11 protein-coding genes and 1 tRNA gene are annotated in these 15,674 nt (G+C 59.3%); 6 read left to right on the top strand and 6 right to left on the bottom strand.

Translation table 11 applies throughout. The annotated features are described in order from the left end of the window. Position 1: 1 nt before the first annotated feature. Complete coding sequence (locus BUA15_RS03290; protein ID WP_072714508.1) at positions 2 to 1,405, top strand: class II fumarate hydratase; 1,404 nt, start codon at positions 2 to 4, stop codon at positions 1,403 to 1,405. Between the two features lie 211 nt (positions 1,406 to 1,616). Beyond that, positions 1,617 to 3,149: a Do family serine endopeptidase gene (locus BUA15_RS03295; RefSeq protein ID WP_072714509.1), complete on the top strand. Its 1,533-nt coding sequence runs from the start codon at positions 1,617 to 1,619 to the stop codon at positions 3,147 to 3,149. A 242-nt stretch (positions 3,150 to 3,391) separates the two neighbouring features. Here BUA15_RS03295 and BUA15_RS13915 read toward each other — a convergent pair whose 3' ends face one another. Beyond that, positions 3,392 to 3,523: a hypothetical protein gene (locus tag BUA15_RS13915; protein WP_262501650.1), complete on the bottom strand. Its 132-nt coding sequence runs from the start codon at positions 3,521 to 3,523 to the stop codon at positions 3,392 to 3,394. 107 nt (positions 3,524 to 3,630) lie between these two features. Between BUA15_RS13915 and BUA15_RS03300 the strand changes: the two genes are divergently transcribed. Further along, positions 3,631 to 4,797 carry a DegT/DnrJ/EryC1/StrS family aminotransferase gene (locus BUA15_RS03300; RefSeq protein WP_072714510.1) on the top strand — a complete coding sequence of 389 codons (1,167 nt, stop codon included), beginning with the start codon at positions 3,631 to 3,633 and terminating at the stop codon, positions 4,795 to 4,797. 3 nt (positions 4,798 to 4,800) lie between these two features. Here BUA15_RS03300 and BUA15_RS03305 read toward each other — a convergent pair whose 3' ends face one another. Then, positions 4,801 to 5,760: an aspartate carbamoyltransferase catalytic subunit gene (locus BUA15_RS03305; RefSeq protein ID WP_072714511.1), complete on the bottom strand. Its 960-nt coding sequence runs from the start codon at positions 5,758 to 5,760 to the stop codon at positions 4,801 to 4,803. A 20-nt stretch (positions 5,761 to 5,780) separates the two neighbouring features. Continuing rightward, the gene (locus tag BUA15_RS03310) at positions 5,781 to 8,468 is read right to left on the bottom strand and encodes a valine--tRNA ligase (protein ID WP_072714512.1); all 2,688 of its coding nucleotides are present in this window, start codon (positions 8,466 to 8,468) and stop codon (positions 5,781 to 5,783) included. Between the two features lie 281 nt (positions 8,469 to 8,749). Here BUA15_RS03310 and BUA15_RS03315 point away from each other — a divergent pair, with 281 nt between their 5' ends. Beyond that, complete coding sequence (locus tag BUA15_RS03315) at positions 8,750 to 10,969, top strand: DUF5666 domain-containing protein (RefSeq protein ID WP_072714513.1); 2,220 nt, start codon at positions 8,750 to 8,752, stop codon at positions 10,967 to 10,969. A 554-nt stretch (positions 10,970 to 11,523) separates the two neighbouring features. Here BUA15_RS03315 and BUA15_RS03320 read toward each other — a convergent pair. Continuing rightward, positions 11,524 to 11,599: transfer RNA gene (locus tag BUA15_RS03320), tRNA-Glu, on the bottom strand. A gap of 152 nt (positions 11,600 to 11,751) precedes the next feature. On the opposite strand from BUA15_RS03320, the gene BUA15_RS03325 reads away from it, so the two are divergent. Next, entirely contained in the window at positions 11,752 to 12,801 is a 1,050-nt protein-coding gene (locus BUA15_RS03325) for a peptidylprolyl isomerase (RefSeq protein ID WP_072714514.1), read from the top strand. A gap of 39 nt (positions 12,802 to 12,840) precedes the next feature. Here the strand turns inward: BUA15_RS03325 and BUA15_RS03330 are convergent, their stop codons facing one another. Together BUA15_RS03330 and BUA15_RS03335 are read right to left on the bottom strand one after the other, a co-directional pair. After that, complete coding sequence (locus tag BUA15_RS03330) at positions 12,841 to 13,314, bottom strand: GNAT family N-acetyltransferase (protein WP_072714515.1); 474 nt, start codon at positions 13,312 to 13,314, stop codon at positions 12,841 to 12,843. Further along, positions 13,311 to 14,384, bottom strand: coding sequence for an alpha/beta hydrolase family protein (locus tag BUA15_RS03335; protein ID WP_143149552.1), 1,074 nt, complete (start codon positions 14,382 to 14,384; stop codon positions 13,311 to 13,313). The genes BUA15_RS03330 and BUA15_RS03335 overlap by 4 nt, the downstream gene beginning before the upstream one ends. 122 nt (positions 14,385 to 14,506) lie before the next feature. Between BUA15_RS03335 and BUA15_RS03340 the strand changes: the two genes are divergently transcribed. After that, positions 14,507 to 15,670 carry a cysteine desulfurase family protein gene (locus BUA15_RS03340; protein WP_072714517.1) on the top strand — a complete coding sequence of 388 codons (1,164 nt, stop codon included), beginning with the start codon at positions 14,507 to 14,509 and terminating at the stop codon, positions 15,668 to 15,670. Positions 15,671 to 15,674 lie beyond the last annotated feature (4 nt).

The following is a 15,674-nucleotide window of genomic DNA, read 5'->3' on the forward strand; positions in this document are numbered from 1 at the left end:
CATGAATCAGGCTTATCGTATTGAACGCGATTCACTGGGGGAAGTACGCGTCCCGGCCGATGCACTTTACGGGGCCCAGACGCAACGCGCCGTGGAAAACTTCCCGGTCAGTGGTCTGCGTTTTCCACGTCGTTTTATCGAGGCGCTGGGCATCATAAAGCTGGCAGCCGCCCGCGCAAATCGAGAGCTCGGCCTGCTTCCCCCGGACAAAGCGGAGGCAATTGAGCAAGCGGCCAAGCGCGTCATCAGCGGGGAGCTGGACGACCAGTTCGTCGTCGATATCTTTCAGACCGGCAGTGGCACCTCCACGAACATGAACGCCAACGAGGTCATTGCGAACCTGGCCTCCGAAACGTTGGGCGGTGAGCGAGGGAGCAAGCTGGTGCATCCCAATGACGATGTGAACATGTCCCAGTCGTCGAACGACGTCATTCCTACCGCGATGCACATTGCCGCGCGCGTGGCCCTGGAAAATGAGCTGATTCCTGCCCTGCTGCGGTTGCGCACCAGCCTTCAGGAAAAAGCCGATGCGTTCGACGACATAATTAAAAGCGGCCGCACCCACTTAATGGATGCCACGCCCGTGCGACTGGGGCAAGAATTTGGCGGCTATGCTTCCCAGATCGATCATGCGATTCGACGGCTTCGCACCATCTCCCATGAACTGTCAGAACTGGCCCTGGGAGGCACGGCTACCGGTACTGGTATCAACCGCCACCCGGACTTCCCCGCTCGGGCTATCGAACATATCAGCGATCTAACCGGACTTCCCTTCCGGGAAGCCGAAAACCACTTTGAAGCGCAGGGAAGCAAAGACGCCTACGTCGCCGTCTCTGGTGCCCTGAACACGCTGGCCGTTGCGCTGATGAAGATTGCCAACGACATCCGCTGGCTGGCCAGCGGTCCAACCAGTGGCCTTGCCGAAATCCGACTACCGGCTGTGCAGCCCGGATCGTCCATTATGCCGGGCAAGGTAAATCCGGTGCATTGCGAAATGATGATGATGATCTGCGCCCGGGTCATGGGGAATCACCTGACGATTACAATCGGCGGCCAGCATGGCAACTTCGAGCTCAACACGATGATGCCTGTGATGGCCTATGCCATGCTCGAAAGCATTGAGATTCTGACCAACGGGTGCGAGGCGTTTCGCACTCGCTGCATCGAAGGAATTGAAGCCGACCGAGAGCGCTGCCGCCAGCTCTTAGAACTGAATCCGGCAATTGCCACGGCGCTCAACCCGATTATTGGCTACGACAAAGCAGCAGAAGTGGCTAAAAAAGCAGCGGCTACCCGCAAATCGGTGCGCGAGGTTGTTAAAGAGATGGGATTGCTCTCCGACGAAGAGCTTGACCGCGTCTTGAACGTTCGGGAAATGACGGAACCGGGCATTGCACACCATTAGGTTCATAGCCACGTCGCTACCCATAGCGCGGAGCTGCAACGCTTCGCGCTATTTTTTTGTGGAGAATACGAAACGTCCCGCCCTATGCGTTTTTCTTTCGGTCTGCGGCAGGAGACCTGCACGTTACGATAATGTATCGGTTTACCCCGATCCTTCTGTCTATCCTGCCGTTAGTACGATAAACTGCTGGGCATCAAACGGAAGAAAAGCCATGCGACGGACCCGGACGTTGTCGATTGTTGCCCTGGTTGCTATAGCCTTCCTGGCCGGAGTGTTTTTCACCACGGCCGGCGCCAACCTGCTGGGCCTGAGCAACCGGGCCACCCCCCCCACCTTAGCCCGTGAAGAAAGCGGCGGCACGCGAATTAGCACGACGGACGTTACGTCCCTGGAAGAAGCCTTCGTAGCGGTAGCCGAGCGCGTCAATCCCACGGTTGTTCAAATTCGCTCGGAGAAAGTTATCCGTCGTCGTCCTTTTAGCTGGAATCCGTTTGAAGGCACGCCCTTCGAGGAGTTCTTCAATTTCCGCATTCCCAACCTACCCGAGGAATTCCGCTCTCAGGGGCTCGGCTCGGGCGTTATCATTCGCGCCGATGGGTATATTGTGACGAACAACCACGTCGTGGAAGGTGCCGACGAATTGCTGGTGGTGCTGCACGACGGCACGACCTACGAAGCTGAAGTCGTAGGAACCGATCCCCAGAGCGACCTGGCGGTGCTGAAGATTGAAGCCGACAACTTGCCCTATATCTCTATGGGCGATGCAAGCACGCTGCGGGTTGGGCAGTGGGTGCTTGCCTTTGGCTCGCCTCTGTCTCCACAGCTCAGCAATACCGTCACAGCAGGCATCATCAGTGCCCTCAACCGCTTTTACAGTGAAGGCCCGGCTGTGCAAAACTTCATTCAGACCGACGCAGCCATTAACCCGGGCAATTCAGGGGGGCCGCTGGTCAACCTACGCGGTGAGTTGATCGGAATCAATACAGCAATCTACAGCCGGACAGGCGGCTACCAGGGCATTGGTTTTGCCATTCCGGTCGACATTGTGCAATACGTCGTGCCTCAGCTCATCGAAACAGGCTACGTAGAGCGCGCCCGGCTGGGCGTACAGTACACAGCGGCCGCTCCATCCGTCATCAAGGCGCTCAATTTGCCTCGAGGAGCTGCCCAGGTCGTCTCGGTTGAAGAAGGATCAGCCGCCGAGCAGGCAGGCATCGAACCAGGCGATATCATTGTCGCGGTCGATGGTCATGAGCTGGCCAACCACCTGGAGCTTTCCAAAATTATCAGTACCCATCGGCCAGGTGATGAGGTCACTATCACAATCAATCGGGATGGAGAGATGCGTACGGTGACGGTGCGGCTGGGAGCCGCGCCCTCGGAGCGCACGGCCGCGCGTCGGCGGGCGCAGAGCAGCCGTGGCGAAGAATCGAACCTGATGGAAGAGCTCGGCTTTTCCATTGCAGATATCACGCCCGAGTTAGCCCGCCGCTACAACCTCGAAGACGTGGAAGTCGAAGGCGTGCTTATCACCCGTATTGATCCCAATAGCGAAGCCTATCGAGAAGCTAATCTGCGACGCGGCCTGATCATTACCGAAGTGGATCGTAAACCTGTTCGTAACGTGAAAACGTTCAAGGAAGTTTACCAGGCGATCAAACCGGGCGCGACGTTTCTGCTTCGGCTGTATGACCCGCAATCTGGCGGCACGCTGATTACAGCCCTGCAAAAGCCGGCTTCTTGAGCGGGTTATCTGCTACCCGGCAACGGGGCGTCTCTTTGAGGAGACGCCCCATTTTTCTACCAGCGTTCCTAGCCCGAAGAAAACGTCATGCGCAGCAACCGCTTTGCCGGCCAGAGGCTACGAGCTTTCAACCGACGTTGCGACGGACCGTAAACCGGCGGCGCAGTTGTTCTCTGCCGAGGTTATAAAAAAACCCCTCCATCAGAGGGGTCCCGGCAGAAAAGGGAACGGCTTCCTCGCACCTAAGTGGCCCGGCGCCCCAGATAGATCAGTAGCCCCAGAAGCGCAGCAGGCACCAGCACGCTAGCGATCGGAAGCCACTCCAACCCGGTCGGCATAGAGACCGGTCCCTGCACCTGCAACAAGGTCATCATGGCACCAACTGATTGGTGAACGCGACGTTTTCCCTACGAAACTTCCACCGTTCGGGTTCTGTCCGTTTTGTATTTTGCGGTCAGCACCATCAATCCCGCTGAGAACTATGCCGGAAGCGCCTTCCCTTGCCTTGCAGATGGTAGACCTGGTCGGCCAGTACCGGGCCATTCGGCAAGAGATGCTTGCTGCAATTGAGGAGGTGTTGGAAAGCGGCCAGTTCATTCGAGGCCCTGTCGTGGCCCGCTTCGAGGAAGAACTGGCGGCCTATGTGGGCACCCGTTTCGCCCTGGGCGTAGGCAACGGCACCGATGCGTTACAACTGGCTTTCATGGCGCTGGGCCTCCGTCCGGGCGACGAGGTGATTGTACCGGCGTTTACTTTCGTGGCCACCGCCGAAGCAGCCGCTCTGCTGGGGATCCGGCCGGTTTTTGCCGACATTGATCCGCAGACGTTCAACCTGGATCCGGACAGCGTGGCTGCTTGCCTTTCCCCCCGCACCCGCGCAATTGTACCGGTGCACCTGTTTGGCCAGGCGGCTGAGCTGGCACCACTGCTGGAGCTGGCCGAGCACCACCATCTGTACGTCATCGAAGACAACGCCCAGGCTATTGGAGCAACCTACCGGGATCGAAAGACCGGTACCTTCGGCCACATTGGCTGTCTCTCATTCTTTCCTTCCAAGAACCTGGGCGCTTATGGCGATGGAGGGGCTGTGCTCACCAACGATCCGACCCTGCATGAGCGCCTGTCCATGCTGGCCAATCATGGGGCGCGACGCAAGTACTACCATGAATGCATCGGGGTCAACAGCCGGCTGGATGCATTGCAGGCAGCCGTGCTGCGCGTAAAGCTTCGCTACCTGGACGCCTATACCCGTGCCCGCCAGGAAGCAGCAGATCGGTACGATGAGCTACTGGCCGACTGCCCGGGCCTGACGCTTCCCTATCGAGCGCCGCACCGCACGCATGTCTTTCACCAGTATACTATTCGGATTCATTCCGAAGTGCCCGGCGGCCGCGATGGTCTGCGGCGTTACCTGCACCAACGTGGCATCCCCACGGCCATCTACTATCCGGTACCGCTTCACCAACTGCCAGCCTTTGCAGACTTTGGCCCGCACGCTCCCCTGCCTGAAGCAGAAAAAGCAGCCCGCGAAGTGCTCTCGCTCCCCATGCATACCGAACTGACGCGTGCGCAGCAGACCTACATTGCCGACGCCATTCGCACGTACATGGAGACGGCGCTGCGCACAGGCCGTCCACCCGTATCCTGACCCTTACGCAACGGTCTCGGGCACGCCGGCCAGCAGGTAGAGCACGGCCATACGCACAGCAACGCCGTTGGTAACCTGATCCAGAATAATGGCCCGCTCGTGATCAACCACTTCGCTGGCCAGCTCCACGCCACGATTAACGGGTCCTGGATGCATGACCAGCAGATCAGGATAGCGCTTCAAGTGCTCCAGCTTGATGCCGTAGCGCTCATGGTATTCTCGCAGGCTCGGGAAGAGGCCGGCGGTCTGCCGCTCAAGCTGCAGGCGAAGCGCCATTGCCACGTCGCATCCTTCCAGGGCTTCCTCCAGCCGATAGGTAACGCGCACGCCCAGCTCCTCAATGCCCACGGGCATAAGCGTCCGGGGTCCGCACAGCGTTACGTTGGCGCCCAGGGCCTTCAATCCATAAATATTGGAACGGGCTACGCGGCTGTGAGCGATATCGCCAATAATAGAAACGTTCAATCCCTCAAAGGACGGGAAATGATCTGAAATGGTCAGCAGGTCCAACAATGCCTGCGTCGGATGCTCGTGGGCTCCATCTCCAGCATTGATGACGACCGCCTCGATGCAGCGCGTCAGGAAATGGGCTGCTCCTGGCGATCGGTGTCGAATGACAACCATATCGATTTTCATGGCCTCCAGATTGCGGGCGGTGTCTTTGAGCGTCTCGCCCTTGACAACCGAAGAGCCCGCAGCGGAGAAGTTCACCACATCAGCCGACAGGCGCTTTTCAGCCAGTTCAAACGAAATGCGCGTGCGCGTGGACGGCTCGAAGAACAGGTTGACTACCGTCACGCCACGAAGGGTAGGTACGCGCCGAATGGGCCGTTCAAGGACCTCTCGGAACTGGCGGGCCGTCTGCAGGATGAGTTGAATCTCTTCCGCGGAATAGGTGGCCAGCCCCAGCAGGTGGCGATGCTGGAGCCGGCCTTGAAACGGCGTGTCGGTCTGGGTCCCCATAGGTTTTGCACCAGGCAGGTTCAGCTCAGGGCAGCCAGGTTAGCTTGCAGGCGTTCCAGTTCGGCCCGTGCATCCTGCTCTTTTTGACGCTCGCGGGCCACCACTTCGGCCGGTGCTTTTTCGAGAAATTGCGGATTTTGAAGTTTTTTGCGCACGCTCTCCAGAAAGCGTTCTTTCTGCGCAATCTCTTTTTCCAGACGCGCCCGCTCCTGCGCCAGATCAATCACGTCGGCCAGCGGCACGTACACTTCGTAGCGTCCTACCACTACCGCTGCGCTGGCCCGAGGCCGCTTCAATCCGACGCCAACGGTCAGCTCCTCTACCCGGGCCAGCCGCGCGAAGTAGTCGCGGTGGGCTTCCAGATGGCCTGCCTCGTCGCGCTCGGCCTCGGGTACATTGATGAGCACCCGAATGGCTCGGCCTGGTGGGACGCCGTACGTGCTCCGCACGTTGCGGATGCCTGAAATCATTTCCTGAATGCGTCCAAAACGCCCAAGCGCCGTCTGATCGATTTCTTCCGGTTGGGGTTGTGGCCAGCGTGAGACAATGCACGCTTCCCGCTCGCCTCGCGGCCGCAACCGCCACCAGAGTGCCTCGGTAATGAAGGGCATGAACGGATGCAGGAGCTGAATCATCTTCTCATAGAGTTCTACGGCCAGGGCAATCGTTTCATCGTCCATTGCCTGGCCTCGGGGTGGCTTGATCAGCTCCAGGTACCAGTCGCAATAATCGCCCCAGAAGAGGTCATAGATTGTTAGCAATGCTTCGTTGAGGCGGTAGCGGTCAATGGCCTCATTGACGGTGGTGATTGCCTGGTTCAGGCGCGAGACCATCCAGCGTTCCACGAGCGAGAGCTCCTCAAACCGGCGCTGTCGACGATAATCTCGCAGGGGCCGCCCTTCGTCGTCGGTCTCCATGAACTGTCCGAAGACGTTGAACGCGTTCCAGATCTTATTGGCAAAGTTACGCCCCATTTCGAACTTTGAGGGGTCCAGCTTGATATCCTGCCCCTGCGTGCAGAGCACGGTCAGCGAGTAGCGCACGGCATCGGCCCCGTACTGCTCGATCATCTCCAGGGGGTCGATCCCGTTGCCCAGGCTTTTCGACATCCACCGGCCATACTTATCCTTGACCATGCCGGTGATAAACACATCCCGGAAGGGAATCTTGCCGGTGAAGTGGATTCCCGCCATGATCATGCGGGCAATCCAGAAGAAGAGAATGTCATAGCCGGAAACGAGCACGCTGGTTGGATAGAAGTAGTCCAGCTCGGGCGTCCGGTCGGGCCAGCCCAGCGTCGCAAACGGCCAGAGCCAGGACGAAAACCACGTGTCAAGCACGTCTTCATCCTGCACCATTCCGGGCTCTGGTTGCTCAATCGACACGACAAAGCCCTTTGATTCATCGATCTGGCCGTTTGCATCGGTATAGTACCAGACCGGAATGCGGTGCCCCCACCAGATCTGACGACTGATGCACCAGTCACGGATGTTTTCCATCCAGCGAAAGTATTCATTGGCCCATCGCTCCGGATAGAAGCGAATTTCGCCGCGGCGCACCGCTTCGATAGCAGGTTCGGCCAGGGGCTTCATGCGCACGAACCACTGACGCGACAACAGCGGCTCGATAATCGCTTTGGAGCGACTGGAGACCGGTACGGTATGGCGATAAGGCTCCACCTTTTCGAGCAGCCCCTGAGCACGCAGATCTTCGACGATGCGCTTGCGCGCCTCAAAACGATCCAGTCCGGCGTACGGCCCCCCATTTTCGTTAATCGTGCCGTCAGGATTCATAATGTTTACCAGGGGCAGGCCGTGGCGCTGGCCGATCTCAAAGTCATTCTTATCATGGCCGGGCGTGATCTTTAGAGCGCCGGCGCCAAAATCACGTTTGACGTGTGGGTCAGCAATAATTGGAATTTCGCGGCCAATGAGCGGCAACTTTACCTTTTTACCGATCAGGTGCCGGTAGCGCTCGTCTTCCGGATGCACGGCCACGGCCGTATCGCCCAGCATGGTTTCGGGGCGTGTCGTCGCAATGGTGATGTAGCCGCTGCCGTCAACCAGGGGATAGCGAATGTACCAGAGGTGGCCCTCTTGCTCAACGTTGTCTACCTCCTCGTCGGACAGCGCCGTTTGATCGACCGGACACCAGTTGACCAGGTAATTCCCGCGATAGATCAGGCCTTCATTGTAGAGCCGAATGAAAGCCTCCTGCACGGCCCGCGTAAACCCTTCATCCATCGTAAAGCGCGTGCGCGACCAGTCACAGGAGTCGCCCAGCCGGCGTTTCTGCTGCAAGATGATGTCGCCATACTCCTCTTTCCACTGCCAGACGCGCTGCAGGAAAGCCTCGCGCCCCAGGTCGTGCCGCGTCTTCCCTTCTTTTTCACGCAGCTCGCGCTCGACCACATTTTGGGTCGCAATGCCCGCATGATCGATCCCTGGCAGCCAGAGCGCCTCGTAGCCCTGCATGCGTCGAATGCGGGTCAGCGCATCCTGGATCGTATCCTGCAGCGCATGCCCCATGTGCAGCCGCCCGGTTACGTTAGGCGGCGGCATCATGATAACAAAAGGCGTCCTGTCGGGCCGGATTTCTGCCCGGAAGAAGTGGTGGGCTTCCCAGTAGGCATACCAGCGGGGCTCAATCTCCTGCGGATCGTACGTTTTGCGCACCCGCGCCGTCTTCAGCAGCGGCTCTCCTGCCATGACATCGGCCGTTTCAGCTCCCTTCTACTCAGCGTTTTTCTCAACCTGAGGCCCTGTCGGGAGTTCCGACGGGTGTTCTGTTTAAAATAGCACAGAAAAGCCTGTGCAACCTTTAATCCTTCTTGAACCCCTATGTGCACACATTGCACACTTTCCTTTTGATTATTTCGCACATTGGTTTATTTCGGCGCCGTTTTGTGCAGGATCTGTACTGGCACCATTGTTGCGCTCCCTTCCAGCGTCGCGTGTCGTGTTTCACTAAAAACCAAGATGGAGGGATCATGCGGCGCATCGTTACGACAGGATTCCTGGCCTTCCTGCTCGGCCTGATGGTACCCATTGCCCGGGCCGATGATCATCCAGGATTTGAACTGGAAGGCACGATTGAGGCGCTGGATCAAGCTACGCTTACGTTACATGGCATTACGTTTAACCTGACTGCAACCACCCGCATTCGCAATGCAGCAGGCCACCCGATTCCCGCCAGCCAGTTGCAGGTGGGACAGCGTATCGAACTGGCTGGACATTTTGGGGCGGATGGACTCTACTATGCCCTGAAAATTAAGCTGGAGGAACCGGATGACTCGACAGACGAGGTAGAAGCCTGGGGCCCCCTGACAGCGCTCACTGACAGTACTCTGACCGTCCAGGGACTTACTTTCTATCTGAGCGCAACGACGCAAGTATCGGGACGCCTTGTCGTCGGGCAGCGCCTGGAGGTTGAGGGGATTGTCCAGGGAGGCCGTTTTGTGGCGCTGGAGATTTCCAGCGGCCGAGCTGGCGAAATAGAGGAGCGGCATCCTAAAATCGAGCTGGAAGGGCCTATTACAGCGATCAGCGACTCCACACTGGAAGTGCAAGGCCATACGGTGCGGGTTTTGTCAACCACCCGCATTGTGGGCGATAACGATCAACCCCTGACGCTGGCCGACCTTCAGGTAGGGGTCTTTGTCGAAATCAAAGCCCGGCTGCTCAATGGCCAGTTGGTGGCGCTGGTAATTGAGGTCGAAAAACCTGACCGCGCCGAAATGGACCGGCGCAAGGTCGAAATTGAGGGGATCATTCTGGAGCGGACGGACAGCACCTTTACCGTAGGGACCCTGACCTTCCACCTGACGCCTGTAACCAAGATCGAAGGCGAGGATGATCAACCGCTTACACCTGCGGCCCTGCAGGTGGGGGTGTTTGTGGAAGTAAAAGGCTATCTGGATCCCACTACCCACACGCTGTATGCCCTCAAGGTGCAGGTCGAACAGCCTGATGCGCGGGAGCTGGAGCTTGTAGGCCATATCGAAGCGCTGGGCAGCGACAGTCTGGTCGTAGCCGGCATCACGATCTTCGTCGATGCCAACACGCGCATCGAGGATCCCTGGGAGCAGCCGCTCACCCTGGCGGATCTGAAAGTAGGTCTGCTTGTCAAGGTAGAAGCTCGCCAGCGTGACGACGGCACCTATCTAGCCCTGGAGATCAAAATCCGCAAAGTCTTCCATCCAGTTGTAGAGATTGAAGGTCCCATTGAAGCACTGACCGATAGCACCATCACCGTTGCCGGCCAGGTCTTCCGGGTGCGCCCAGGCGTCCATGTGCTGGGGCCCAACGGTCAGGTGGTGTCGCTCACCGACTTGCAGGTAGGCCAGAAGGTTAAAGTGCGCGGCGTGGTGCATCCGGATGGTACCTACTGGGCCGTGCGGATCCGGGCCAAAGCGGATCAGCCAGACGATGCGATTGAGCTGGAGGGAACGATTGAATCGCTGGGTCCGGATAGCCTGGTGGTGGCCGGTGTAACCGTGTTTGTGAATGCCAACACGCAGATTCTGGCCTATGATGGAACGGCCATTACGCTGGCCGACCTGCAAACGGGATTGATCGTCGAGATCAAAGCGCTGCAGCAGCCGGGCGTCGGTCTGGTGGCCCAGCAGATCAAAGTGGAGGACTTTGTAGAAGCGACGGGGCAGGCCGACAGTGTGCGGGCTGATGCCGTGATCCTGCAACAGGTCACCTTCCTGATCAACGCCCAGACGGTCGTGGTCAACGCCCAGCAGCAACCGATCAACTGGAGCGACATCCAACCCGGACAGCAGGTGGTGGTGCAGGGGCGGCGCGTTGCCTCGGCCGGAAAAGCCGGCACCTACCTGGCGGGTACCACGTACGTTGCCGATTACGTGACAGTTCTCGGAAATGCCTCCACCACCAACACCGAAGCTCCGGCGCTCCCTGTTGCCTTTGAGCTGGCCCCCAGCTATCCGAATCCGTTCCGGCAGCAGACCACCATCCGGTTCACGCTGAACGGGACCGGACCGCAGCCTGTTACGCTGGAAATCTATAACGTGCTCGGGCAGCGGGTGCGCATGCTGATCCAGATGATGCTTCCGCCAGGCCTGCATGAGGTGACCTGGGATGCAACGGACGAAACAGGCCGTCCGGTCGCCAGTGGCCTGTACCTCTACCGCTTGCGCGTGGGGAATCAGGTGCAGACGCGCTCCATGGTGCTGATGCGGTAGTCGTTCCCCGGAACCACCACCCCACAGAAGCCCGGCCCGGATGGCCGGGCTTCCTTTTTTGGGGACCCACCGCTCACTTTGCAACACGTGGCCGGCAGGTGTGCCCCTGGTGCACCAGTCCGTGCCAATAGACGGCTAGCCTCCTCCCCTACCGGTCTGACTGGCGCGACTGGTTGCATATGGTCAAGGCCATCACCCATGGCATGGTGCAGCCCGCACACTTGCGCAGGTAAACGGTCGGCCGCGCAGATCACGCCCCCAACCCGCTTCCCTTCCAGGAGACGCTGGCGCAAAACGACTGGGTCACTCCGATGCGGATGGCTGCGTCAAAATAGCCCTGACGGATGCAGATTTACACAACCCGGCCTCTCGGCTTCCCGCAACATAGCCTCCCCATAACCGGAATGGCTGCTGACATGCCAGACTTTCGACGCGCTGCCTACCAGACCAGCAGAGAAACTACTCTTTTCGGGAAGGCTGCTTCGCCCTCCTGAGCTCAACGGGCCTGTCTGTTCAGATACAAAAAAATCCGCCGGTTCACACACCGGCGGGCCTGGTACCGCGTACGGGATTCGAACCCGTGTTACCAGCGTGAGAGGCTGGCGTCCTAGACCCCTAGACGAACGCGGCACGTCGTGAAAAATCGCTTGGGCAAACGCTCAAACGCATATTCTGGTTTCCCTTGAACGATTTTTTGCGGAAAGCTGCCGGTGCTGGATCTAATTGGCGCGCTTACCGTTGCACTGACGTTGTCTTTTACGTTACCCTAACAGGTTATCTTCATGTTTTCCAGACGGTTGTTACAGGTGGGCCGTTTGCTTCAACTTCCGGCCCTGTTGAGCTTAACGCTGCTGCTATCGCTGGGCTGCCGCGCCCAAGACACCGAGGCCAACGCGACCAGCAACAACGATCGTTCCTACCAGGTCGGAGCGCCCCTGTCCGACTCAACCGTGGCGGCTATTGTCACGTCGGAATACGGCGTCGATACGCTGACGGCCGAAGCCTTTCGGCAGCAGTTAGGGTTTCTCCTGCAGCGCTACCCGCAGCTCCAGATGAACCCGGCACTCTTGCCGGAAGTGCACAAGAGCATCATTGAGGACTTTATCGTCCGCCACGTCGTAGACGGCGAAATCGTCCGACAGGGCATTCAGGCGGATCCGGCTGCCGTCGAACAGGAACTGGAGCAGATTCGCTCCCGCTTTCCAAGCCCTGAAGCCTTTCAGGAAGCTCTGGCGCAAGATGGCCTGACCGAAGATTCGCTGCGCAGCATGATCGCCCAGATGGTCCGCCAGCGAACCTTCCGGGAGCAGATAGAAGCGCGTGCTACACCCCCTACTGATGCAGAAATCGAACAGTTTCGTCAACAACAGGCCGAAGAGGTGCGCGTTCAGCACATTCTCTTTCGCCTGGCTCCTGACGCGCCTGAAGCAGAAGTGGCGGCCGTGAAAGCACGTGCCCAGGCTGTGCTCGACAGCATTCGCGCGGGAGCCGACTTTGCGGAAATGGCTCGCCGGCACAGCGAAGACGGAAGCGCTCAGGAAGGCGGCGATCTGGGCTTCATTCGACGCGGCGAAACCCTGGAAGCCTTTGAACAGGCCGCGTTCGCACTGACCGAAGCAGGTGATGTAACCCCCGAACCTGTCCGCACCCGGTTCGGCTATCATCTGATTCGGTTGTTAGAGCGCCGCCAGGGAACGCTGATGGACGTGGCCGAAGCGCGTGAAAAACTCCTGCAGGAACGCAAGCAGGAAGCGGTCCAGAATCTGCTCAAGGAATTACTGGCCAAAGCAACGGTTCGAATCAACCCGGCGCTCGTGCAGGCGCAACTGTAAGCCCCTCCTGCATGGCAACCTTCCCGGCGCCGATTGGCCTTACGGCTGATCGGCGCTTTTTCTATCTCGTTGCCAGACCATCTGCACGTGAGGAATGCCTGCCTCCAGGAAGCGATGGCCGGTGCTCCGAAAGCCCAGCCGCTCGTAGAAGCGTTCCAGGTGCGCCTGGGCATGAAGCAACAGCGTGGAAAAGCCCGCCCGCTGCGCATCGGCCATCACATACTGCACCAGGGCCCGGCCGTAGCCTCGGCCTCGATACGCAGGCAATACGGCAAAGCGTTCCAATTTGGCCACCAGCCGCTCCTGGAGAGGCACTACCCGCCAGCGTGCCGTGGCAATGGGCGTCGCTTCTAGCCATCCCAGAAAATGCCGACTCACCTCGTCATACCCATCCCACTCTTCGTCAGGCGGACATCCCTGCTCCTCAATGAACACGCGCTCCCGAATTCGCCGGGCGTGTTCCCATTCTGCTTCGTTTCGCACCGGATGAATATGAAAAATTGCCTGGGTCATAATGCGCCCGCCTCTAATTCATCCAGCAGCATGCGAATACGTGCCAGCGCATTCGGCAGGTCCTGGAGTTCATAGCCGGCTTCTTCATAAAGAAAAACCTGAAACCAAGCAGGTCCTGCTGCCTTCAGGCGCTCCGCCTCCGAGGCCGGAATGAACGGATCGTTCTGGCTGTGATGCCACTGACCGACAGGCAGCAGATCAGCGAAATGAACGGGCGATCGCCGCAGCAAAGCCAGCCGTGCCTCGGCGATCGACAACTGTCCTTCTCGCAGCGGCACTAGAACGCGATCGGTAAACGCCTGCAATCCCGGAACAGGCCGCACCGTCCCCAGCAACGCCTCTTCAATCACCTGTTGCATGAAATCCCCGAAAAAGTCCGTTAGACCGGCCACGCCAATCGCTACGCGAATCCGTGCATCGCGAACGGCCATTAATAGCGCGGTGGTAGCGCCCCGGTCTATCCCAAGAACTGCTATCCGTCCGGTATCCGCAGCAGGCACCTGCTGAACGACCACGTTGAGCAGGGCCAGCGCATCCGCCACGTCTCCTTTCCATGGGTCAGGGGTACCCTCGGTTGGGAAGAGCAGTCCCTGATAGGCAAGCGTCTCTCCACGAAAGGCCGGTATAACCAGAACGAAGCGCGCCAGGTTCAGGCTATCGGCTAGCGGCCAGACATCGGTCTCCAGTCGCACCCCTTCCTCGCCACCATGCAGCCACACCAGCACAGGAACCTGCTCTATGAGCGTGTCGGGTACCACTACGGCTCCTACATGTCGCTGTCCATTGACCGTGTGATGCCAGATGGTCATAGTTACCGGTAAGTTACCAAGCCGGAAGGAGGCCTGTGCTACCGCCTGCATATCACGCGCGGCTACGTCCTGCCCGGCCCAGTCGTCCAGCACCTGCTGTCGCTCCTGCGGGGTAGGCGGCGCAAATAGCTGATTCAAATCTACACCTGCTACGATGCGTTCTTCCTCAATCGTTAAGCCGGTAGACGCCTCGCCGCATCCGATGAGTACGGTTCCCAGCACGAGCAACACGGCTACGCCATAACCGCCTGCGCGCTTCATGATCGTTCGGCCCGGGTGCAAGAGCATGATGCCTGGATTTTGTCCTGGGAATACCTCAGCGAAACTCCCCCTGCGCCCTTCCGTTTCAATCCTGCTTCCTTTCACGAATCACTATCCCTCCCATGCGGCGGCCGATTTATCTGGACTACAACGCCACAACGCCGGTCGATCCCCGGGTACTGGAGCGCATGCTCCCGTACTTTACGGAGCGCTTCGGCAATCCGGCCAGCAAAGGCCACACCTATGGTCTGGAAGCGGAAGCGGCCGTCGAAGTTGCCCGCGAGCAGGTAGCAGCCCTGCTGGGGACCTCGCCCGAGCGCCTGATTTTTACCAGCGGAGCCACCGAGGCTCTGAACCTGGCCATCAAAGGAGTGGCAGAAGCTTCCCAGCATCGCGGCCGGCATATTGTTACGGTCCAGACCGAACATGCCGCCGTCCTTGAAGCCTGCCGCGCACTGGCCCGTCGGGGATGGGACGTAACCTATCTGCCCGTTGACGCCCAGGGACGGCTGGACCCGGACGCCCTGGAAGAAGCATTAACGCCCCGGACTGTTCTGGTTGCCGTCATGTGGGCAAATAATGAGACGGGCGTGCTTCATCCGATCGCAGAAATTGCCCGGCGCACGCAGGCGCGGGATATTCCTTTGCTTGTCGATGCTACCCAGGCGGTTGGAAAAATTCCGGTAACCGTTGAGGGGATCGATCTGCTGGCCTGCTCGGCGCACAAGTTCTACGGCCCCAAAGGTATCGGGGTGCTGTATATGCGCCAGCGTCCCTCGCTTCGTCTGGTACCGCTATTGGACGGCGGAGGCCACGAGCAGGGATTGCGCAGCGGCACGCTGAACGTTCCAGCCATCGTGGGCATGGGCCTGGCCGCCGAACTGGCTGCTCAGACGTTGGAAGAAGAAAGCCATCGGCTGCAGTGCTTGCGAGATCGGCTGGAACGGGCATTGCAGGAGGCCCTGCCTGACCTGCGCATCAACGGGGCCCAGGCGCCGCGCCTGCCCCAGACCAGCAGCGTCACCATACCCGGTGTCCGCGCCGACCGACTGCTGGCCACGGTGCGCACGCTGGCCCTCTCTGCCGGTAGCGCCTGCGGTTCCGGTCGGGGCCGGCCCAGCCATGTACTTCGAGCTATGGGTCTCAGCGAAGCCGACGCCCGGTGCACAATTCGCATCAGCCTGGGTCGGTTCACCACAGAGACTGACATTGACTACGCCCTCGACCAGTTGACCACCGCGATTCGCCAGTTGCGTCAGAGCCTGGCTGTACCGTCTTCCACCTGACCGT

Source organism: Rhodothermus profundi (assembly GCF_900142415.1).
GTDB lineage: Bacteria > Bacteroidota > Rhodothermia > Rhodothermales > Rhodothermaceae > Rhodothermus > Rhodothermus profundi.